Raw genomic sequence first — 20,749 nt, forward strand, 5'->3', positions numbered from 1 at the left:
AGGTTTTGATTTATATTGGGTTAGCTATCTCCGCCACTATTGGTTATAAATTTCAAAATTTTAACTTGTTGTTTTTAATTGGGTTTTGCAATTGATTGTGAAATATACACAACAAGTTAGCCCTTTGAACTTGTTGTTATAAAAAAATGATGTAAAATTAGCTTATTCCATGAGCTAGAAATGTATCATAATTAATACTAAGGGATTACAAATGGTTGATAAGAGATGTAGTTTATTTGATGAGGCGCTATCACTTCAGGTATCTGCTTTATTAATTGTTAAAGAGTTGGCAGAAATTGATGTTGATTTGGCGCGTAGCATTTTTTTATTTGAATCTGACTCAGATGTAGTTGCAATTCGTGATGCAAGCAGGACTGAATTGCAGCGCCTTGGTAGAGAGAAGCAAATTTTAAATGCTACAGGCTTTGGGGTTAATGGAATAAAAAGTCTGTTGGATAATGTTAAGGATACAACGGATATGTCACACCCAAACAATAAATTAAAGGCGCTCGCACAATCTACATCAATTAATGTTGAGGTAGGATGATATGGCTTTAGATACTAACTCATCACCTGTTGTTCTAAATTTATTTGAATCAGTTTGTAATCCAAGTAAAGAAATAACAACTATTCTGCAAGATGTGTCGTTAATTTTGAATCTAATAAAGTTGAATGCCAGGCCAACTTTACTTAGGGCGTTTTTCCCCAATGTTACTTCTAGTAAAATTAAAACCTTACAAGCTTTGATTGGTAAATCAAACTTCTTTTTTCCTTTCGAAAACGCGGCTTCAAGTATTTCTTTTGGATGGGCTAGCCCCAAGCAGGGAGCTCTAACATGTAATCTAATCCATGCTATCACCAAGTCTATTTATCCAAAATTCAATTTCGATGAAGATTTAGTTACACCATCTATGCTTGTTAATATTTCAATATCATTTAACAATAGATTTGGTAGTGAGGTTGGGTATGTGGATGTAAATTTAGTTAATTCGTTCTTTCATGCGATAACAATATTCGAAATATATCCAAGCAAATGTTTATGTAATCGTTTTTATTTACGTACCATTCAGTCAAGCACATCTCAGTGCCCTTGGTGTCGGCTTGGTGTGGCAGTTCCACCAGCAAAAAGTATAAAGTTCGATAGTAATCGTGTTAGATCATTTCACTCCTTTAAAAAATCTCGCTCTATAAATGAAATCTTCCCAGTTGCTAACGCGCCTCTCCAAAAAGCTCAAGTAGGTAATTAATGAATACTAAATTAGTTTATGCAGCTGTAATGGCTGCATTTTGCTTAAGTGCGCCATTTTCTAACGCAAATGAACCGGTAAATAATTATAAGAATAACGATAAGAGAGGCTGGCATTTTTATGAAGACCCCGAAATTGTAGAGGAGGAAGAAAAAAAGCCTGCGCCAAAGGTAGAGGCTGTTAAACCAGAAATGGTAGAAATTAATGCTGAATGGCTTAAAGATAATCTGCCCAAGCTTCTAAATACAGCCATAGATGATCCATCTACCGAGAACATTGCAACTTATTATTATGCCCAACGTCTTGCTATTGATAAAGCTAATGCGTTTAGCGATCAAACAAAAGAATTTTTTCTATTTGAAGAGCAGTTATCTGAAAGTAATCGACGTCCAAACTCTAGTCAGGCGTTATTTGCCCATAAATTAGAAACAAGCCGCAATGAGCAAGAAGTGTTTAATGCGCTATTTGATAAAGCAGGACTTTGGATGTTCTACCGGTCAGATTGTCCTTATTGTCATAAGCAATTTCCTGCAGTTGAGTCATTGGCAGAGATAATGGGTGTTGACGTTATAGCTATATCAATGGATGGAATACTGCTAGATAAAGAGTTTCCCGGTGTTAAGCATGTGGTAGATCCTAACTTAGCTCTATCAAGAAAGTTTCAAATTAATATAACCCCAACGACCTTGCTTGTTTCCAACGATGGGAAATTATTTCAACCAATCAAATATGGTATGGCGTCAGGCCAAGAGATTGTTCAGCGTGCTTTATACGCGGGAAAAAGATTAGGTTTGATCACCGAGGAGGAATTTAATAGAACTCAGGAGGTTAAAGATATATTAATCTCAAAAGAACCAATAATGATAGAAAAGAAAAAATTAGAAGACAACCCTGTTGTTCTATCTGAGTTATTGAGAAAGCGCTTAGAAGATATAAATATTTCAACATCATCAAAGGTGAAGTAAATGAATAAGTTCAAACTAACTCTCTTGGCTGTAGCTGCCGTTTCATCGAGCAGTATTAAAGCATCTTCCGTGATGGAGCAGGTTTTTACTGATGCGGTTTCATTTCAAACAAATAGCGCAACGACTGTAAATACACCAACAAGAAATGGTGTTAGCTTTGGTGGTGCATCATATCGTGTAAAAAATATTAGAACACAACCAGTTTCTTTTGCACCCCCTAGGCTTTCAGGTGGTTGTGGAGGCATCGATTTTTTTGCTGGAAGTTTCAGCGTAATTAACTCAGATCAATTAGTGCAAATGGGTAGGGCTATTGCTCAAGGCGTGCCTTCATATGCATTTAACTTAGCTCTTGGCTCAGTCTGCCCATCTTGTTCTGACCTAATGCAAACTCTTCAAAATAAATTAGATGAATTTAACGAGCTAACTGCAAATGGTTGTGAGAAGTCAGTTGCATTTCTAGAAGGTTTAGATGGTGGAGATGCTAAGTCAACATTTACTAAGGCTATGGAGTTTGGAGCGCTAGAAAAGCTAGCTGACGATACAAATGGGTGGTTGACTGATAGAGGCGAGGCTTTAACGCAAAAAGGAGATACCGATAATGCTGCAAATAAAGCGGCAAAAATGGGGGTTGATATAGAGGTAAATACAGCTTTTAAGGTTTTATCGAGTGCCGATGTTAAAAACTTCACTCATGATATCCCTGGTCTATCTGGTTTAAATCTCAGAAACCTCTTAATGTCACTAACGGGAACTGTAATTTCTCAAAAGTCAGGAAATACCAATAACAATAACTCTGGGATAACTTTAAAACCAATGGAGCCGACTGTTTCATTAGAAGATGTTTTTGAGGGTAGTGATACAGGAACGATTAAGATTTATGTATGCACACAAAGCTCTTCTGATCCCCTGTGCCTAAACCCCGCAATTACAAGTGTGCAACACCGGGGGTTGGAACAAATATTTAGTGAGACAGCTGATAGGTTGGGAGAGAAATTGGTATCACGGAGTTCTCAATCGATAACTAATGAAGAGAAAGCTTTAATGCAAATTGCCAATCTTAATTATGCCAAGGTACTAGGTTACTTAAATGGTGATAGAGTTACTGGCACTAAGATACTAGCAGCTCGGGCTCAGTCACAGATAACTGCTCAATTAGTTGATATGTTAAGTCATTTAATAACTGTTGTAAAAATGAAATCTAATACGGGTACTGATGTTGTTGGCTCAATGTCTTCAGGTTATCTTGAAGAGTTGGATTTACTTTCAGAAAAATTAAAAGATTTGAACAAGAAATATAGAACAGAATTAAATACCGAGGCGGCAAGCATATCCGTTTTAAAAGCAATGCAGGATTTGTAGTTAATATTTTGACGATATATTTAGTGATTTACAACAGTTATTAATAGGCCGTAATACAGGGAATAAATATGCGAATAGATACACTTGAACAAGAACTGCAATATGACCCTAGCGCTTCATTTTGGCTCAAGGAGCAATTAGAAGTTACTAAGGGTCGAGATATAGTTGATTCTATTACTGATGCAGAGCTGTTAGTTTTGGTTTTAAAGTCACGCCTTGAATCGTTAGAACAAATACAAAATTAATAGATCTTAGTCCAACCCTCCGGCGGTTAGGAATGATTTTAGTAAGATAGTCGCTCTTATAGAGACCTAAAAAGCATAATGAACACATAGCCAATAGGGGGTTTTATGGATTTGTTTAATAATAAAAAGTTAGCTAAATTAAAAAAAGAATTATCACTAAAGGAAAAAGAGTGTAAGTCTTTAAAATCAGATTTGGAAATTCTAGAGCGGGAAAATCATCATCTTAAATCTTTGTTGGGTAAAAACACCAAAGTAATAGGTTCTGTCAAAAGCTCAGCACCTTCATTTATTAGATCTGCAAAAGCTTCTGAACCGTCTCAAAATAATACAAAAAGGGAAGTTAAAGACGCTATTTATTCTAATTCTAACAATGGTGCTTTAGTGGATGGTTTAGTTCTATGGCCGTTAGCTATCAACTCTTTTGGTAGTGAAAGTTGTGATACTGATGACTAAGTTATTTTAGTGGATATTTACATTATGTATTTATTTCTATACAGAAGAGCACATTTAGTACCCGAAATGGGTTTACATATTAATCAGGTGAGAATAAGGTGGTTTAGGAAATCAAATCAACTATAAGGAAATATCATATGAAAAAAATATCTCTCCCTTTGATTTTACTCTTTGGAGCTAGCTTTCAGTCTCTAGCTATAAATGAAAAACCTCAGATTAATAAATACTCTCAAACTAAGAATGTAGAATCGTTTGAGTTATCCAACTTACAAAGGAGCACGCTAAAAGCTATTATACAGAATGCCAATTCAGATAAACGAATTGATGCTGAAAGTGAAAATGGACTTAAAGACACATTCGGGGATTTAAGTCGAAAAATTGCTTATACGGGAACTGAAATACTGAACATAAATCTTAGGCTCGGAAAAACAGGCTCAGATAATGTTTCTTTAAAACCAACTTATCTGTCTTATGGCAGTGATTTAAATTTAAGAAGTGTTGAGTTCGAATCAAAAAACAAGAACATAAAAGCCAAGCTATATTCTTTTGCTAAAAGTAACGAAAGTGATGGTCCTTCTGAGCTTTACTATGAAATTATCATTAACACGCATGACAATGAGAAATTTATAAGACTCTCGAAAGATTTAGAGGTTATTAAAGCAACAGAAACTAAGCAGTTGAAAACTCCATCTGTATCTGGAAGTGACACAATCGAAGTAAAGGAGGGGTTAATTAATCAGAGCTTAGTTGCTGAGCCTATTAATTCAAAATCAAGCGTTTCAAAGTCTATCAATGGTTGGACAGTGAAAATGCCGTTGGACCCAAGCGCCTCTGTTGAAAATACAATCGGTCCAGGAGTACTGTGGTTGATACACCCAAACATAGCTGGGAGATTAAAAACATATAAGTTTAGACAATATATGCCAGTTCCTGTTTTGGATAGCATAGGTGAAATTATCGAAGGAGAAGATATTATTGACGGTTCTACTCTTGCATCCATGAGGTACTATACAGCTCATGAAAAAACAGAGTACGGGCTTCGATATGCGTATAGTTTGCCACCTGAGGATGTATGTCCACACGGCAGATGTACAGATAATTACTCTCAGCTACTAAGTAAAATGGCTAATAGTCAAAAGTTAAGAGAGATGCGCAAGGCGTGGAAAGCAGACCTTGTTATGTTTGTCCACCCCTTCTTTGATGCAGTCAATCAGATCGCCGGTAAAGCTTACAAACCTACTAGAACGGGTGATAGAAATAATAAACACTTGGCTTTTGCTGTAGCGGGTTGGGGTTATACAACTTATGCAAACGAATACTACGCTATGCATGAATTGTTTCATTTAATGGGATTGGGTCATTCAGGACACAGTTCAACTCAGCCTGGTATATCACCTGCCAGAGCTTTTATTGGTAAATATACTGATAACGACCAAGGCAAAACTGTCTATGGTGTAAGAAGTTTTATGGCATACGACGATGTTTGCAAAAAGACAGCCAAAACTGATGTTTGTGAGAGATATGATCATTTCTCTTCAACTAGCAGGTATGTTGAGTTAAGTAATGGGAAAAAACTTAAGCTTGGTTCAAGTTATGATGATAATAATTTTACTGCTGTTAAATTTATTAGGGAAGTAGCTAACTATAGTAAACATTTGTAGTAAAAAATATAAACCCCAATTACTTATTGGGGTTTTTTTATGTGTTATGGATCGTACCAGTTTTATCAAATTATTGGTGCTTAGCAATAAACCACCAGCAGTACGTTTTAAACTAATCTAGGGTGCTTAGAACATAAAGTCTTTTTATTAAGTAATTATTTAAATTAACCTTGCAGCTCTTGTTGATGTACTGTTTCAATGGAGATATTGCTGCAGGTGTATCTCCAAATATGATAGTTGGGGTGTGCGCATATAGCATTACACCTTTAGTGTCATCTTTAAATGAAACATTCAGTTTAGGGGTAACCGGTAAAGGTCGTTTAATTTTTATTGTTTTCGCTTTTTCTGCTTCAACCAACTCTATCTCTTTCGAAACATAAGGTTGCCACTCAGCTTTATTTAAGCCGGCAGGTGGGTTACTCATACTGCTTTTAAGATACTTAATGAATTCAGTCTTATTTATTCTCCGCATACTGTTCTTGTTACACCAAGTAAAACCTACCCTCTTTGCTGGACCGACTGGGCAGTTTATAAGCCTGTATATTTGTAAGGTAATTGCATTAGGGCAAACTGTTTGTATGATTGTTCGTTTTTGAGAAGGGTTAAGTTGACTGCTTACAAGTGATAATCTGATTTGCTCCTTTATTAAATTACACTGTCCTACCAAATAAGAAATATGACTCTCAAATTCCAATGGGTACTGAAGTAAGCCAGGTAATCTAAATGGGTATTTTGGAGAGTAGCCATAATCTGGTGTAAATTTGGCGTAGGATGCAGTGGCCATGACAAGCGCATTAAAATCACTGTGTTGAGTAGGTGATATAAACTGCCAGCCATTTTCTACTTCATGGTTACCTGTTTCAACGGGTAATTTATAGCAAACGGCATTGATTAGTGGGGCGCTGTGAAGCGTTTCATTCAAAGTGACTGTTGCTTCGACAAGTGAATTTAAGAGGTTTTCTATTTGTTTAATTAAAGCCATTACTATCCCGCCTTTCTATACCATCATACTAAATAATAAATCACATTTAACCTCAACAGCAGAGTTAGTAACTGAGAGTATTTTTATCCCTTTTTTTGATTTATTTTTTTTATTTTTTCAAACGCGCCACTAAGGGTGGGGTTATGCGTGTGTATAGTATACATACATTCTAGTATGATGGTATAAAAAACAAGCAGATGATTACGGTAACCAGCCACAAAGTATGTTTTTTTCTTCATTTAAGCTAAATACAAACGTAACCGGTTTATCAACAATGGTCAGTTCAGTTTTAGTTATGTGGCTACGGTTAGTATTTAATGTTAACTGCTCTTCACCTCCAATACTCTCAAGTAAGGTGTATTTCGTTAATAAGTCAGCCTTTATTAGTCGCTGGATCTCATTCTTTGGGCCAGTGAGCTTGTAGCATACCTTTTCATTAGTCAGCTCAGCGCATATGGCGCTGCTTATTAGGGGGGCAGCAAGTAATAGTATTTTTAAAGTTCTCATTGTAATGCTTCCATTTCTAGGAGTAATAAACCAACCTTATCACAATACTTAATTCGTGCTTTGTTGGGAAAATTAACTACTTGTATGCATGTTTTAGCTTGCTATTAATTATATTCATAAGCAGTAAAGCAAAAGGTGTGCATAGTGGCAGATAAAATTCAGTAGGTAGTTCAATCCCGTAACGAAAGTATGATGTTAGCGCCATGCTTATGATGAGCAATGAAATTAAGATACTGATTACAAGCGCTCCTCTTAAAAAAGAGTTTTTTTCTTTAATGGATAACATTTTTTTACCTCAATTAGTTAAGGTGTAACTTTAGCAACTTAGCCTTGTTTGAAGTGGTAAATTATTTTCATAAATTGAATTATTTTTTAGGCATTTTCAGTCTGTTTATATTTACTATTAAGGCAATACATTGGGAGATATTATGATAGAACGCTTATGCGCGGAACAACGTCGCGCTTTACTATTAAATGAAAACTCAACATCCGTAAACCTTATAGTTCATATTGATGTTTATTCATTACCATCCTTCTTATCCGTAAAAAGATATTTTTTATACTTTTCTCTATTTGGCAATAAGATTGGTTCAAGTATTGCATTTACAAATGCGGGTGACTTAAACGCGTTTTTTATGACGCTAAAGTCAACTTTCAATCAAATATCTAGTCCAGTGAGGAGCTCAGTTCCGAAGTGTGGCTAGCCACTATAAAGGATATATAAATGAATAGTTTCGTTCTACTTGCTTCACTACTAAGCTCGCCTAACTTAAGCGCAGGGTCTACTCAAGAGGCGTATAAATTGAATGCTAAAAGCATTGAAGATCAAATCGTAGTCGTCCAACGTGGAATGGGTGTTTTACCACCTTTAAAGCCTAAAATCTCATAATTTATTACTGGTAATTATGCTTTAATAATGCCGCTTGAGCCGCGAATCAACATAAAATTCAGTATAAAGGATGGTGTTGTTTTTGTGGCTCTATTGCCAATTTTGCATTATTATGCGCCTTTATAGTGTTAACTTAAGGGCGTGTTATGGATGTATCACCCATTACTACTATTCAATATTTTTTATGTATGTATTTATGGATGCTTGGAGTGTTCTTATTTGTTAAACGTAAAAAAATATCCTCTATTGCCACTGCAATAACTGTTCGTAAATTAATGCAAGAGCTGCTTTTAGTTGAGCGCTATATGAAGTCATTACCTGTCGGGCCCGAAAGAGAGGCCGCTCATGAAAGATATGTAGCAATCAAAAAGTTAATTAATAATGTGGAAGGTATTCCAAACTCCTCGAATACTCCTGTCACGCCCCAAGCTAATTCTAGCAATAAAGTTGTATCTTTAATTAGCTTTAGAAAGCAAGCTTAAGATGGAGCAAGTTATCGATTGGTGGGTGTCTTTACTTAGTCATACTAATGCTGACTCATTTTACCTTAAGCAAATTCTTACTTTTTCGGGGCTGCTTATACTTTGCGTATTGATTACTATCGTCAAGTATACTTTAAAGAAGTGTGCTTTAAGCCATTTGCTGGTTGTTTGTGTTATAGCAATATCCTATTTAACAACAGATTATGTTTTAGCTAAAGAGGCTTATGAGGGAAATCTTGAGCCTTCACTAGATTTTCATTTAATGTATTTCATGTTTTCTGTCTTTGACTCATTAACGGCGATCGTTATTTTAGTTTCGTACCCGCTAGTTTCAAAGAGCTCTAATTATAGCTCATCCGTAATTGTAGTCTTGGGGGTGCTCTTAATAAATAGTGTGATGCATCTCTTTATTTCCGGGATGATGTTATACGGTGGGTGGCCTGATAAATATGATGCGTTTTTTTATTCCTCAATCGTTTTCTTAAACAGCTACATCCTGATGACTTCTTTGTATGCGCCGTCATTAATTGAATGGCTATCAAGGCGGTTGCTTTATATGAAACGAAGGCTTTTCAGTGGTCTTACGCGGGCTTAGATTAGCCCGCTTTATCCTTATGAACCTTAACTGTTAGAGCGTCTTCAATTTTTGAACTTATCTTTTTAGAGATTGCACTTATATAGCTATGCTCAACAATGCCAAACTCAGCGCTTTCGAACAGGGAATCGGCTACGCACTTATCAATTAACTCCAACAACTCCACGGGTTTTTGATCTGTTAATTGGTTACCGTCAGTAACGTTTAACAGCAAATAATCCAGGCTTATGTTTTTTTTAAGCGCTGTCGTAAGTATGAAATCCCAAGGCATTGTTGGTCTAGAAATCCACATTTTCATAGCAGATGCTGTATGTCCTAAGCCTCTGTGACCATGTTCATCTACAATCTCAAATGGTTCAGAAACGCCCCACACTTCACAGCATCGATTGATAACATCAGAAACGTACTGTTTTTTTGCTTCTACATCTAAATTCTTAAAATATGTGTGCGCCACTTAATAAACCTTGTATTTTACATATAACTTTAAGTGATTATAACAAACAAATTGTACATGACTATAATATGTGATAATAAAATCTGCTATTTTCATAGCGTTATAAAGATAATAGGGACGATATTTATGTAACTTAATGTTCTACCTAAAACAAATTGTTCAATATATCGTTATAGCTATTCTGCTCATCATCAATAATATAGACTGCAGTAGTTGCTTCTTTTGCGTGGCCAAGCAGCTTGCTTATTCGACTAAGCTTCGTACCGCTTTCATCTAGCCATGTTGCATATGAGCGGCGGAGTGAGTGTGGCGCTACTGTTCCATAGGACTTGCATAAACCATAAATTGCACTTCCGCTTAAGTGATTTTCAGGATCAACATTGAAAGTACCATCCTTTAGGACTCTAACAAAAACTGGTCCTGGCGAAGCGCCTCTAAATGCTAACCAGCTATTTAATGCTTCGCGCGTAACGGGGTGAATTCCCACATGCCGCTCTTTGTTTCCTTTACCGATCACCTTTACATATTGCCCTGTGATTGTAGGCTCATCCGCATTAGAGCTATCAATCTCAAAACTTGATATGTTTAGTGTTGCCAACTCATTGCGCCTTAAGCCGGTACCAATTAACAAATGAAATACAGCTGTGTCGCGTATTTTTTTTGTGTTATTTGATTTATTTACACTTTGCACTCTGGCGAGTAGTTCGGAAAACTCGTTACGTGTGATAACTTTGTGCTTTTTTATTCTAGAGCCGGTGTCGCCTTTAACCTTCAGTATCGCATCAAACTCTCTTCGAGAAATCATTTCTAGTAAATAAGCGCGTTCACAAATGCTTTTCACTACGGATACATAAAGATTAATGGTATTTGGTGAAAGCTGCTTGCTTATTAGAATTTGTACTAAATTACTAACATCGGTATGCTTAATTGTTTTCCAGCAAATATCATATATGCCAGAGTACCCGGTGTGTGTTGCAACGGCTTTTAACGCTCTAGTAGCAGTTTCCTTTGAAGCGTTGGATCTCAGTGTGTTGATATAATTAAATATCGGACATTGTGGATCAACATAAACCACGGTTTTTGCGCTGCTGTAAATTGCTGGTGGCAAGTCAGGTTTTAGGTCGATTAATTTTCCAAATCTATTTTTCATATTAACCACTTATATATTTATTAGCTTGCTTTACTATTTCAAGCAATTAAAAAAGCTTGGGTTGTTACTCGATAGCAACTTGATTTATCACTGTATATTTATACACTTTATTTTAACTTGCGTAAAGCACCATTTATGACATCAATATTTTATGTTAAATTAGGTGTAAATTTTAATATCACCGCTAAAGTATAGGATAAAAAACATTTGAAAAGACTGGTTATTATATTTGAATTGTAAAACACTGATTGTACTGCAGCCTTTTTCTTTGCAGTATTTCTAGTTTTAAAAAAGTATAAAAATAATTTGAATTGAGTAGGGTCATCGTCTATTTCATTAAAGAGGTAGGTGTTTAATCTTGTCTTTACAGCTATTTCACTAAGGTTGAGGTGGGTGCGAACACCCCAAGATTAGAAACTTATTTGCTCACCCACGATTAACCCTAATTTGCGGTTTTGAATCTTGGGATGGGACAAAACTAGTCGTATTCTTGATCATTTATTTACTCAAGTTGTACTTCTATCTATCCCACAGCCTCGTTTAAGAATAAGATTTAAGGTTTTCCGCTTTAAGGTTTTCTTCTATTACATCTTCGGAAGTTGGGCGTAATTCAGTAGGTGCGTGTTTAATCGCTAAAGCCGCACATTTCTTAACTTGCCCTAAACTGTAATCCTCTTTTGGTGTTAAGCCAGCATCTATTTCAGCATGGCCATTAACTATTTTCACATCAATTTCGGGGCAGTCAAAGTGTTTTAGAGTGTGCCCACATGACCATTTTGCGTACTCTTCAGTTCTTTTGGTACCAGAAGAGACCATAACGTAGCTATATTCATATGAATTGTATATTTTACAATTTATATTTAAGTACCCGGCCTTACTTAATTTAACTGAGCCAATACTAGTAAGTTTTGCTTTTTCGTCTTGAGTTAAGTTCATTTGAATTAACGGTATCGAATTGCTGTAAAGGTAAGCAGTATGCATACCAGCTATAATTACACCTAATATAACAATCAGTATGGGCAGTTTAATTTCTGGTTTTGCACTCATTTATATTTCCTTTTGACCTTAATAATAACCTGATAATTTAAATTTTAACTATTCACTCTTATTTTTATTTTTGCACACTAAAACTACTAACGACCAAAACATAGAAGCGCCGATACATATTTTGCCAAATAAAAGTATGCCATCGGTGCTAAAATCAGGTGTGCTAGCAGCTATTGCATAAAACCCGAACGAGCAAAATAGGCAAATTAATGGCTCTGATAATTCAAGAAGCGATACCTTAAAAAAGTTAGTACTATTTCCACTTTCATTTTGATTGTTTTTCATTAATCTAACTCCACTTACAACAAATTTTTCTATTTGATTTGGTATGTAAAAAACCATACATGTTAAGAAACTAGGCGCATCAATAAAGCCATACTCTACAATGGCTTCACCACCACATATACAGTTATTAAGCCTTTCTTTTTGAAACCTTAGATCAATGAGATTGACCAACACCTAAATATGTATTGTAACTATAAGTTCCGTATAAAAGAACACTGAGGAATTTAGGATCTACTTTTAACTTAGTCATCTTCTCGGCACAATTAATTTGAACCAATAATAGTCGCGCACCGCGACCAAGGCAAGCATTAGATTGATTATTTTTTATCAAAGTACCCATTATCTTGGGCGAACTGATAGAGGTCTTTTAAACCTTGTTTTGTATTGCTCGATTTAGCCGTTAAATCAGCTTTAAATTGCAGCCAAAACGCTTGCGCTTCATTATCACCTTTGAGTTCTTCAACCTTTAAAACTTGGCTTCTTTTAGCGTTATAGGTGCTGTGTTTGCTAACCTTTTCTGTCATTTGATATTCCAACACTTCGATTAATACATTTAAACGCTTTTTAAATGCGGTGACTTTGGTTTCTCAGAGACAGCTGCATGACCAAATGTGGTCATAAACGGTATACCTGCATTTTTCAAAACAGTTGCCGTAATAAATTTCCCATTATTCATGATAGGAAGCTCAAAATGATCATTATCTTCTGACCAAAACACAGCAGAAACAGGGTGCAGTAAATCCATATTCACTTCACCGTCAGGGTAAACAATAAACTCCAGTTGCCACCCTTTTGGTATCTCAGGCCATTCGAAGTTTTCACTCACAACACTAGCTAGTTTTTCTTTAACTTCACTTAAAACTAATGGATCTGTCATTTGATTTCCTTTATTCCAATTTAATTATTTATTTGTATCGGTGAAATAGCATCTTATAATCTTTGTCTGAAATAGATGCTGTCCAAAATTTAGGAGTAAATGGCCCCTTTTTTACTTGCCTTTTTATTTCTTTCTTATGCTCATCTGGCATGTTTACGCCAAAATATATATCTGTTATTTCATCTTCTTCTAAAGATAAGCACTCACCATCATGTTTTAACTCAAGGCCTTTTAAGAGGTCGATATTTTGAGTTAATTCGATGTGTGATTTTATGTCTCTCTCATGATTTGGGTTGAAAATAGATCTGTACTCATTTTCATATTCCCATGTTTTTGATTTGCTGAGCATTGGACCTAAAAATTTAACCATCTGAGTTATCAATGGAAAGGTTAGTTCTGGATAGTTGTCTGTGTAATTTATTCTACGCGCCTGAGATGCTACCTTCCCTCTACCCGAAAATTTAACACAATACCCTCTATGCGAATCTGCATAATGCGCCCAGGATAAGGGGTTTTCGTGACTTGTGGTAAAACAACAGACACGCAAGCTTTGATACGCCTCTATGACGCACCTTTTTAACATACCTTGAATACTTTTATCTCTGAGCAATTGTTTTGTATTAGGCTCAGAAAGTGTTCGATGAAATAATTGATGATATGCTGTTAAGTCAAGTATGAGCCCAGATTCTTCGATAGATTTTCTCTCAGGCCAATTAAGCTTGGGTTTAAATTCGAACGGATCATTAAAGTTACAAGGTAAATTATGAAATAACCAACCATCGACAAATAGTTTTTTGTGACGCTCTATTTGCTGAGGATTGTAAGCCGAATATCGGAACAAAGCCTCTATATTTTGAGATTCAGCACTTGGATATTTGTTGTTATAATAATCAGTAATACTTGAAGATCTTTTAGACATTCATATTCCAATTAAACTATTCCACAAAACTTAAAGTGTAGCGGTCTGTTATCTCAGCAATTCCACCACACACAGCCACAAATGCTAAATCACTAGCAATAAGCCAGTGCATTGCCAGTTCATCGCTCATACACTCCTCTTCAATAAACAACTTGTCTTCACAGCTATTGAGTGCTTCTGAGGCAATCACATTCTGATTTTCGAAGTAACAATGCATAATAGAGTTTGCTAGTTTCGATTGCTCCAACAATGGCTTGTTGTCGTAATTGATTATGATTTTTAAATCCATAAGGCCGTATTCCAATATGCTTCTGTGGTTATTCTCTATCAGGATCTACTTCCTGCTCGATGGCATCAAATGCTTCTTCGCGAAAATAGGTATCGTTTAACCCCGATTTATAGGCCAACTCTTTTACCCTTGATGGCAGGCCATCAAATATATTTTCGGCCAGCTCTTTTGTCGGAGTGATGTGGACTACATCAACGATCACATCATGTAACCCTGACCAGCTTTTCTCATCTTTAAACAAATCTTCTTTAGTAAAACGTGACATTCAATTCAGCCTTTGCTTCTTTGGGTGGTATAGATTTAATTTCTAGCAAACCAATAAGGAACATCCGAATTGTCTTCTTTTAAATTTTCTAACATATAACCACAAAAATCACATGCAGCTTCATGCGCTGTCAAATCGCTTGGTATACGCTCAGCTGCATAAAAAGCATCATCCATAATAGAAAGTGTGCCAGTAGCTGAAAATATATGTCTAATGTTTTTAGTATCATCATTATCAAACGTTAAATTTGTTGCGTTATTTATAACCGCCGTTTGAACTTCAGTTATAAACTGAAATTTTTTCCAATTAAAAGTATTGTTGTTCATTGTTATCCCATTTTTAATTTAGGTTTTATTTCTAGAAGCGTAGTACGTTAACACCGTCCACAGTACAACTGCCGGAGGTAACCACCAATGGTCATTCATTTTGCCGTCTTTAATAGTGCCTACTTGTAAATCAAAACCTACCAACCAAAATATAAATACGCTAGTAGCCCAAAAAGACAAACCAACCATTACTGAAAATAGAACACGCATTACTGTGGTATTCCAATCTCGCTATTTCTCTGAAACGGCCACTTTAAATGTATTTAGACATTGCTGCCCGACATCATTCCTTGTAGTACACCGAACGCTATAACTTTCACCTGAGTGCCTAGTCAAACTGAATACATTACGAACTTCCGCACCACAGTTGCCACAAGTAACTGTTGTTAAGTTGTTTGGGTTTTCTATTACAGGGTGCTCCTTTTCTTGCGGGTACATTTCCGTAATGTTTAGCACTAATTCATTCATCTTAGTTCCTTACTTAATCCAATATTTGCCTTAGTTTACCAAGTAATATAATTATGGTTGGTATTTGGCTGTGAGCTCTTTTTCCTTAAACTCTTTTTGTTTTATTAGTTGTTCCCGCTCTTCACCTTGCGCATGCACAATGCGTGATTGTAACTCTGTTATTTCTTGCTTTAAGCTGTTCAAGCCTGGGTTGTTATCTTCTTTAGCTTTGATAGCTTTATTAAGCGATGAGACTCTTGCGCAGTGTTGTGTTTGATGGCTATTCATTCAAAACCCCTTGTTATGTTATCGGTAAACCTGCTGGATGTAGTCTTTTATTAACCGGTTAAAATCGCTTCCGGCCTTAATATCTTCACCGCTTACAACTTGATTGAAGCTTAATTCTAAATACGAAGTTAGTTCTTTGTCCATGCCATCGATAACAGAGCGAGCAAAATTAATAAATTCTTCAACGCTCAATTCAATACCTTGCATTTTTGCACTAGCTAAATGAATGCCTGTAAAATCAGCATCTAATTCCATAACCTATTCCTGTATTCCAATTAAGCTATTTCTTCTTTTTATTCCATACGTTCAGAGCGTTTTTAAGGTACTGAATTGGCTCAGGCATAGGATGTGTCTTCCCTGGCTTAGTTTTGCGTTCATGTTTCGCATGTTCACGCTCAATCTTGCTCCAATCCTTCGGGTAAAGCTCTTGAAACTTATTAATGAAGTCATCGAATGAATATCCTTCGTTTAACTCACCAACCACACTTTCGATTTTTTCATCTTTCTTCGTTATTACAGCCATTATTTTTCCCTTAAAGCCAGTTGAACATTTTACTTTTGTGAGTAGCGCTTAATTAAACGCCACTGGCAAAAGCTTGAATTGCAACCCTATACACCATGCCTTAAATTAATGAACTCTAAAACACTTTAAGCAATTAATAAGCTTTATGTTCATGAAAAATAACTCCATCAGAGCTCAGCTCTAATGACCAAGCATATTTCCCAGTTTTACCATCAAAATTATGAATAACCCAAGGCTTATGAGTTCCTTCTTGATATCTCCGGCCCAATTCGATAGCGAGAGTTGATTGCACCGATAAGAAAAAGTGGATTTTCTTTACATTATGCTTAGCTGAAAGGAAATCTATCGATTTGAGTAAGGAGCCAGATATTCTTTTGAGATTTTCTTGGTTTAAAATTAAATTGCGTACTAATTTTATTTCTGTCGATATAAAATTAGTACTGTTTTGTAGCGAAATAGGTAGTTGAGCTTTATGGATCTCCGTAGATAACCCTAATGCAATTCCTATATCACCAGTCTCGTTTGGCTCAGCTAATAGCTTGGTATCACAAAGTTTTATATCCAAGTCTTCATCGTTCAATAGTCTCCAAGAGTCTGTGCTATGAATTTTGTCAAAATAAAATATGTTGCTAGCATTTCTCAACAAAGCTCCATAAGCAACTAAAAATGGGATACGAGCTAAGCCACCGATGTAGAGTTTTTCACATTTATCGTGAAGTACAAACCTCTTGAATAAATCCACACAAACTTCAGCGTTATAACGTTCAACTTGTTTTTCAGTATCATTGTTTACACTCAGAACTACTACTTCCCTCGCTTTGCGATGCTCTGACTTACTTAAAATATTCTCGGGAAAATCTATACTTACCCCTGGGAGGCCTGAAATTAAAACCCTAGCAGTATTTCGAGCAAAAGCTTTTAATTCCCAAAAAATCATATAACTACCTATTAACATAGGAGCAAATGATAGAATGAAAGTCATCCATGTCATCTCATTTCTTGTCCACTCAGCCCCTAAAAAAGCAACTTCAGGAGGAAGTATTATTCTTACACAGAATGTTGAGAGTGGACTGATGAAAATAGAAGCCCCAACTAACTTTGCACCAGTTGCTGATAAAGGGTATGACTTACGTTTGAAATCCAATAGTCTTTCAAAAAACCACTTTATATGGCTAAATATATGACGTTCACCCAACTTGGTACTCTCCAATTAACAATATTTGTGGTTTGGAACTTGAATTTTCGCCCATCCAAATTCTAATATGAGTTTGACCTAGAATAACAAAAAACAAACGATTCCCTTCAAATTTTGAGTACCTTAACGCGCTTTCCCAATCATATTTATCGACGCATGAATAGTCTGGTATTGGTTCAGGATGGGTATGCCAAAGACCAACATAAGTAGAGTGCTTGTTACTTTCTAGCCATATCTTATTTACGATAGAGTTATGTCCCTCAGAGCGATAAAACTGACAACGTCCTTGTCTATCTGATTCTTGAGGCTCAGTCAGATCGTCTATCAATAAAGCTCCTTCCGAATTTAGATGCTTACCAATTAAAACGCCTCCTGATTCAGGACTTGTACTCTCTAATTGCTTGAATTTGTATATACGTTTTAGCAAATTGGTAGATATACGAACTAATCCATATCCTTTAACATCGATTTGCCATTCTTTACACATTACAAACCCTACATTCGCTATTTCTTGTTAGAGATATACGTTCTTTTAAAGGCATCTTTTTATATTTATCCGTAACAGTTAAATCGGCTGAATTGTCACCTTTCCAACTTTCTGCAATGCTAGCCCTATTATTTTTCAAAATATATAAAGCTAGTGTAGCAGCCAATTCTGCGGTTCTATTTGAGTCTATAAATGAGAATGGAGTAAAAACTCCCGCACAACCAGTCAGGTTTTTCGATATAGGCTGACCAACTTTTAGAAGCGATAAATCACTTTGAGCATTTAGCTGCTTATCCTTTGTATATAAACATTCATAACAACTACAATGAAGATCGACTGCAATAGCATGTCCACCAATACCTGCGGCTTCACTCCAGCAAAAGACAGCATATTTATAGTTATGGCGTTTCAATAAATTATTTAGTTCCAAATTTACTGATGGAGAGCCCACAGCAACAATAACTACATCACAATTCTTTACATTATTAAAACTTACTACCTCATTGAATTTTTTAGGTATTGAATTCACTTTGATATAAGGCAAAGACTGTTCAATACGAAGTTTTAGTGCAGAAACCTTACTAAAACTACTAACGATACCTGACTTTTCATCTGGTTTATAGTTAAGCTCTCCACCACCTAAATGATGTCTATAAATGTTATCGGGGCTTAAACTATCGAAGTCAATTAACGTTAATTCACCTACACCAGCTTTTCCTAACATATTGGATATTTGGCTCCCAACAGAACCACAACCAATAATTGCCACTTTCTTTTCGCTAAAGGATTGATCTCCACCACCTCGTTCTATTAGATACTCTTTTGAATTTCTTAATATCGAGTATAGCTCTAGTTCCCAATCTATTGATGTACTTAGCAGCGGATGTTCACAGTGATGACTGGAAGTAAACTTCAGTAAAAACTGAGTTCTTTCACCACTTGTTCTGGGCATAGTTAAAAAGATATAAAAAGTATTATATGGGCGGTATTTCTTTGCTAACCTGAGCGCTCTTTGCCAATTTTTTTTACTTACCAATTCGAGAAGAGAAATAAAATACTTAACATTAAAATCTTTCCCTGAAGCGGGTGGGAGCTTTGCACCATCCAATGGCAGATGCATTATTTTTTCTCTACGGCACTTATCTAATGATTCTATATTACTAAATCGAAGAGGTAATGATTCATTTTTATGTGAAATCATAATAGGGCTAGAATACTTTCGGCCTTTTATTTTTTCAGGTTGACTCACCCTCATATATAAAGTTTCTGTGGATTTACTTGGATGATAAAAACTATATACTTTTTTTACTGGAGCAAAATAACCTTCCAGCTCATCTAACAATTCATCTTGATATATTTTTAAGCTGATACGATCTAGAAGCTTTACAATATCTTCAATATAAAGAGCTAGCACTTCATTTGGTCTAGAGTAGTCTGTAAATAAGCTGTCACTTTCTTCTAAGCAAATAACACCGGATTGGTTAACATGTGGTAGCACCCCAATCAAATCAGTGTTACGTAATACCGCTTTAGGTAAACTGTATGGAAATCGTTCTGGAAAATATATAGAAATATCCCATAATAATTTCTTACCAATTAAGTGAAAATTAAACTTCCTTTCTTCTTCTTCGCGAGACAGCTTAATACATGGCAACTGAAGTACTGAAATCAGGCCCTGTAACTCAGAGTGAGTCATGCATTATTTCCAGTTGTTACATAGGGTGGCGTATTAGACTGTTTGCTATCTTCTACTAAAGGAAAATCAGTACTAAAAACTTTTCTAAGAATTTTACTACTTTCAACTTCAGACTCTTCATCTTTAGCTGCTTCCAAGGCTTCAAGTAAATTCACAACTTTTGTATAAAATGCGTCTTGCTGGCCTAATGTCATTTTGTAATAGACATTTTTGTATGGCTCTACTGGCAGGCTTATATCAATACACCATTTCAAAGTGCCACTTTCTTGATCCCAGGCTTGGTTAAAGCTACCTTTAATGTCTTTAACTACAATAATAAGAGCATCTAGATCACTATCTGTTTGGTATCTAAAAGCTTTTCGGGCCTGAATGGTCAAACCAATGGAAGGTGGTGCATTATTACCGTTGTCACTAAAAGCATTGGCTTTCCATTTTTTCAAGAAACGTGCAATCCTGCGAAACTGTTTTTTATGCTCAGCTTCGGTAGCAATATCACTAATCCATTGTTTTAATCCTTTGGGATCTGCAATCCACCATTTTCGGTTTTCTACTGAGTACTCTTTCCCCCATGCAATATGATAATTTTCGTTGTTTTTAGAGTAGATGGCCAAATCAACATGGTAACCACTAGCATAATTAACTGTAATACATGGTTTGTTGAACTCAACGGTTCGATTATGGTGTTTATTAAGCTTATCAAATACCAATTTCTTGAGTTTGTTTGAATCATACTCACCGTTTGTTATGTCAAAAATAATCCCAACGTCTATGTCGTAGTGACCACTGATAGGCTTAACACCTGTGTTCATTGCATATGAGCCAAGGTCAATTTTGCTAAAAGTCAATGCCTTATCTGTATTAGGAATTTTCTCGTCTTTTAGTGAATTTCTGAGCTCACTTATCAGAAGGTCCCGCTTCTCTCTGAGAGTTGAATTTTCATCATACGTTCCCATCTTTATTGTCTCATTGAACTTCTCAAATTGTGTTTGTAGTATTGCCATGAGTACTCCCTTACTGGTTTAATTGCATTAACAAATCTATTGATGAATTTTTTAATTATGCTGACTTATTTTGAGGGAGTTGTCGATAGTAATTTTACTTAGCTGTTTAAAGTCT

Annotated in this window: 30 protein-coding genes; 10 read left to right on the top strand and 20 right to left on the bottom strand. The window is 35.8% G+C overall.

Annotation, left to right across the window (positions count from 1 at the left end):
- Positions 1-211: 211 nt before the first annotated feature.
- The 7 genes from A9479_RS15225 to A9479_RS15255 all read left to right on the top strand — a co-directional run bounded on the left by A9479_RS15225 (position 212) and on the right by A9479_RS15255 (position 5,930).
- Positions 212-547 carry a hypothetical protein gene (locus tag A9479_RS15225; protein WP_064663888.1) on the top strand — a complete coding sequence of 112 codons (336 nt, stop codon included), beginning with the start codon at positions 212-214 and terminating at the stop codon, positions 545-547.
- Position 548: 1 nt separating this feature from the next.
- Positions 549-1,247, top strand: coding sequence for a hypothetical protein (locus A9479_RS15230; protein ID WP_064663889.1), 699 nt, complete (start codon positions 549-551; stop codon positions 1,245-1,247).
- Positions 1,247-2,212 carry a conjugal transfer protein TraF gene (gene traF / locus A9479_RS15235; protein WP_064663890.1) on the top strand — a complete coding sequence of 322 codons (966 nt, stop codon included), beginning with the start codon at positions 1,247-1,249 and terminating at the stop codon, positions 2,210-2,212. The genes A9479_RS15230 and traF overlap by 1 nt, the downstream gene beginning before the upstream one ends.
- Complete coding sequence (locus tag A9479_RS15240; protein ID WP_064663891.1) at positions 2,213-3,571, top strand: conjugal transfer protein TraH; 1,359 nt, start codon at positions 2,213-2,215, stop codon at positions 3,569-3,571.
- A 68-nt stretch (positions 3,572-3,639) separates the two neighbouring features.
- Complete coding sequence (locus A9479_RS19990) at positions 3,640-3,816, top strand: hypothetical protein (protein WP_197487265.1); 177 nt, start codon at positions 3,640-3,642, stop codon at positions 3,814-3,816.
- 105 nt (positions 3,817-3,921) lie between these two features.
- A complete protein-coding gene (locus A9479_RS15250; RefSeq protein ID WP_064663893.1) occupies positions 3,922-4,269 on the top strand; it encodes a hypothetical protein in 348 nt (115 codons plus the stop codon).
- Positions 4,270-4,406: 137 nt separating this feature from the next.
- The gene (locus A9479_RS15255; RefSeq protein ID WP_064663894.1) at positions 4,407-5,930 is read left to right on the top strand and encodes a hypothetical protein; all 1,524 of its coding nucleotides are present in this window, start codon (positions 4,407-4,409) and stop codon (positions 5,928-5,930) included.
- Between the two features lie 112 nt (positions 5,931-6,042).
- On the opposite strand, the gene A9479_RS15260 is transcribed toward A9479_RS15255, so the two are convergent.
- Complete coding sequence (locus tag A9479_RS15260) at positions 6,043-6,912, bottom strand: DNA replication terminus site-binding protein (protein ID WP_064663895.1); 870 nt, start codon at positions 6,910-6,912, stop codon at positions 6,043-6,045.
- A 201-nt stretch (positions 6,913-7,113) separates the two neighbouring features.
- Positions 7,114-7,419 (bottom strand): hypothetical protein, encoded by a 306-nt coding sequence (locus A9479_RS15265; protein ID WP_064663896.1) that lies wholly within the window; start codon positions 7,417-7,419, stop codon positions 7,114-7,116.
- Positions 7,420-8,143: 724 nt separating this feature from the next.
- Between A9479_RS15265 and A9479_RS19875 the strand changes: the two genes are divergently transcribed.
- From A9479_RS19875 to A9479_RS15280, 3 genes are all read left to right on the top strand, one after another.
- Positions 8,144-8,308 carry a hypothetical protein gene (locus A9479_RS19875; protein WP_156520102.1) on the top strand — a complete coding sequence of 55 codons (165 nt, stop codon included), beginning with the start codon at positions 8,144-8,146 and terminating at the stop codon, positions 8,306-8,308.
- 146 nt (positions 8,309-8,454) lie between these two features.
- Positions 8,455-8,790 carry a hypothetical protein gene (locus tag A9479_RS15275; RefSeq protein WP_064663898.1) on the top strand — a complete coding sequence of 112 codons (336 nt, stop codon included), beginning with the start codon at positions 8,455-8,457 and terminating at the stop codon, positions 8,788-8,790.
- 1 nt (position 8,791) lies between these two features.
- Complete coding sequence (locus A9479_RS15280) at positions 8,792-9,385, top strand: hypothetical protein (RefSeq protein ID WP_064663899.1); 594 nt, start codon at positions 8,792-8,794, stop codon at positions 9,383-9,385.
- 1 nt (position 9,386) lies between these two features.
- On the opposite strand, the gene A9479_RS15285 is transcribed toward A9479_RS15280, so the two are convergent.
- The 18 genes from A9479_RS15285 to A9479_RS15380 form a co-directional block, all read right to left on the bottom strand.
- The gene (locus A9479_RS15285) at positions 9,387-9,839 is read right to left on the bottom strand and encodes a helix-turn-helix domain-containing protein (protein ID WP_064663900.1); all 453 of its coding nucleotides are present in this window, start codon (positions 9,837-9,839) and stop codon (positions 9,387-9,389) included.
- Positions 9,840-9,984: 145 nt separating this feature from the next.
- A complete protein-coding gene (locus A9479_RS15290) occupies positions 9,985-10,989 on the bottom strand; it encodes a site-specific integrase (RefSeq protein ID WP_064663901.1) in 1,005 nt (334 codons plus the stop codon).
- A 540-nt stretch (positions 10,990-11,529) separates the two neighbouring features.
- A complete protein-coding gene (locus A9479_RS15295) occupies positions 11,530-12,036 on the bottom strand; it encodes a hypothetical protein (protein ID WP_064663902.1) in 507 nt (168 codons plus the stop codon).
- Positions 12,037-12,084: 48 nt separating this feature from the next.
- Positions 12,085-12,495: a hypothetical protein gene (locus tag A9479_RS15300; RefSeq protein WP_064663903.1), complete on the bottom strand. Its 411-nt coding sequence runs from the start codon at positions 12,493-12,495 to the stop codon at positions 12,085-12,087.
- A gap of 143 nt (positions 12,496-12,638) precedes the next feature.
- The gene (locus tag A9479_RS15305) at positions 12,639-12,845 is read right to left on the bottom strand and encodes a hypothetical protein (protein WP_064663904.1); all 207 of its coding nucleotides are present in this window, start codon (positions 12,843-12,845) and stop codon (positions 12,639-12,641) included.
- Between the two features lie 29 nt (positions 12,846-12,874).
- Positions 12,875-13,198: a hypothetical protein gene (locus tag A9479_RS15310; protein ID WP_064663905.1), complete on the bottom strand. Its 324-nt coding sequence runs from the start codon at positions 13,196-13,198 to the stop codon at positions 12,875-12,877.
- Between the two features lie 28 nt (positions 13,199-13,226).
- The gene (locus tag A9479_RS15315; RefSeq protein ID WP_064663906.1) at positions 13,227-14,117 is read right to left on the bottom strand and encodes a DUF2971 domain-containing protein; all 891 of its coding nucleotides are present in this window, start codon (positions 14,115-14,117) and stop codon (positions 13,227-13,229) included.
- A gap of 16 nt (positions 14,118-14,133) precedes the next feature.
- Positions 14,134-14,406: a hypothetical protein gene (locus A9479_RS15320; RefSeq protein ID WP_064663907.1), complete on the bottom strand. Its 273-nt coding sequence runs from the start codon at positions 14,404-14,406 to the stop codon at positions 14,134-14,136.
- Positions 14,407-14,434: 28 nt separating this feature from the next.
- Positions 14,435-14,671, bottom strand: a complete 237-nt coding sequence (locus A9479_RS15325) for a hypothetical protein (RefSeq protein ID WP_064663908.1) — start codon at positions 14,669-14,671, stop codon at positions 14,435-14,437.
- A 35-nt stretch (positions 14,672-14,706) separates the two neighbouring features.
- Positions 14,707-14,997 carry a hypothetical protein gene (locus A9479_RS15330; protein WP_064663909.1) on the bottom strand — a complete coding sequence of 97 codons (291 nt, stop codon included), beginning with the start codon at positions 14,995-14,997 and terminating at the stop codon, positions 14,707-14,709.
- A gap of 18 nt (positions 14,998-15,015) precedes the next feature.
- The gene (locus A9479_RS15335) at positions 15,016-15,207 is read right to left on the bottom strand and encodes a hypothetical protein (RefSeq protein ID WP_064663910.1); all 192 of its coding nucleotides are present in this window, start codon (positions 15,205-15,207) and stop codon (positions 15,016-15,018) included.
- A 309-nt stretch (positions 15,208-15,516) separates the two neighbouring features.
- The gene (locus tag A9479_RS15345) at positions 15,517-15,732 is read right to left on the bottom strand and encodes a hypothetical protein (RefSeq protein ID WP_064663912.1); all 216 of its coding nucleotides are present in this window, start codon (positions 15,730-15,732) and stop codon (positions 15,517-15,519) included.
- 18 nt (positions 15,733-15,750) lie between these two features.
- A complete protein-coding gene (locus A9479_RS15350) occupies positions 15,751-15,987 on the bottom strand; it encodes a hypothetical protein (protein ID WP_064663913.1) in 237 nt (78 codons plus the stop codon).
- 25 nt (positions 15,988-16,012) lie between these two features.
- The gene (locus tag A9479_RS15355) at positions 16,013-16,255 is read right to left on the bottom strand and encodes a hypothetical protein (protein WP_064663914.1); all 243 of its coding nucleotides are present in this window, start codon (positions 16,253-16,255) and stop codon (positions 16,013-16,015) included.
- A 133-nt stretch (positions 16,256-16,388) separates the two neighbouring features.
- On the bottom strand, positions 16,389-17,450 hold the full coding sequence (locus A9479_RS15360) for an SAVED domain-containing protein (RefSeq protein ID WP_156520103.1): 1,062 nt from the start codon (positions 17,448-17,450) through the stop codon (positions 16,389-16,391).
- Positions 17,443-17,937, bottom strand: a complete 495-nt coding sequence (locus A9479_RS15370) for a Mov34/MPN/PAD-1 family protein (protein WP_024589343.1) — start codon at positions 17,935-17,937, stop codon at positions 17,443-17,445. Before A9479_RS15370 ends, A9479_RS15360 begins: the two co-directional genes overlap by 8 nt.
- Positions 17,930-19,633, bottom strand: coding sequence for a ThiF family adenylyltransferase (locus A9479_RS15375; RefSeq protein WP_064663916.1), 1,704 nt, complete (start codon positions 19,631-19,633; stop codon positions 17,930-17,932). The genes A9479_RS15370 and A9479_RS15375 overlap by 8 nt, the downstream gene beginning before the upstream one ends.
- The gene (locus A9479_RS15380) at positions 19,630-20,634 is read right to left on the bottom strand and encodes a nucleotidyltransferase (protein ID WP_064663917.1); all 1,005 of its coding nucleotides are present in this window, start codon (positions 20,632-20,634) and stop codon (positions 19,630-19,632) included. The genes A9479_RS15375 and A9479_RS15380 overlap by 4 nt, the downstream gene beginning before the upstream one ends.
- Between the last annotated feature and the right edge of the window lie 115 nt (positions 20,635-20,749).

Source organism: Pseudoalteromonas sp. MQS005 (assembly GCF_001661605.1).
Classification (GTDB): Bacteria; Pseudomonadota; Gammaproteobacteria; order Enterobacterales; family Alteromonadaceae; genus Pseudoalteromonas; species Pseudoalteromonas tetraodonis.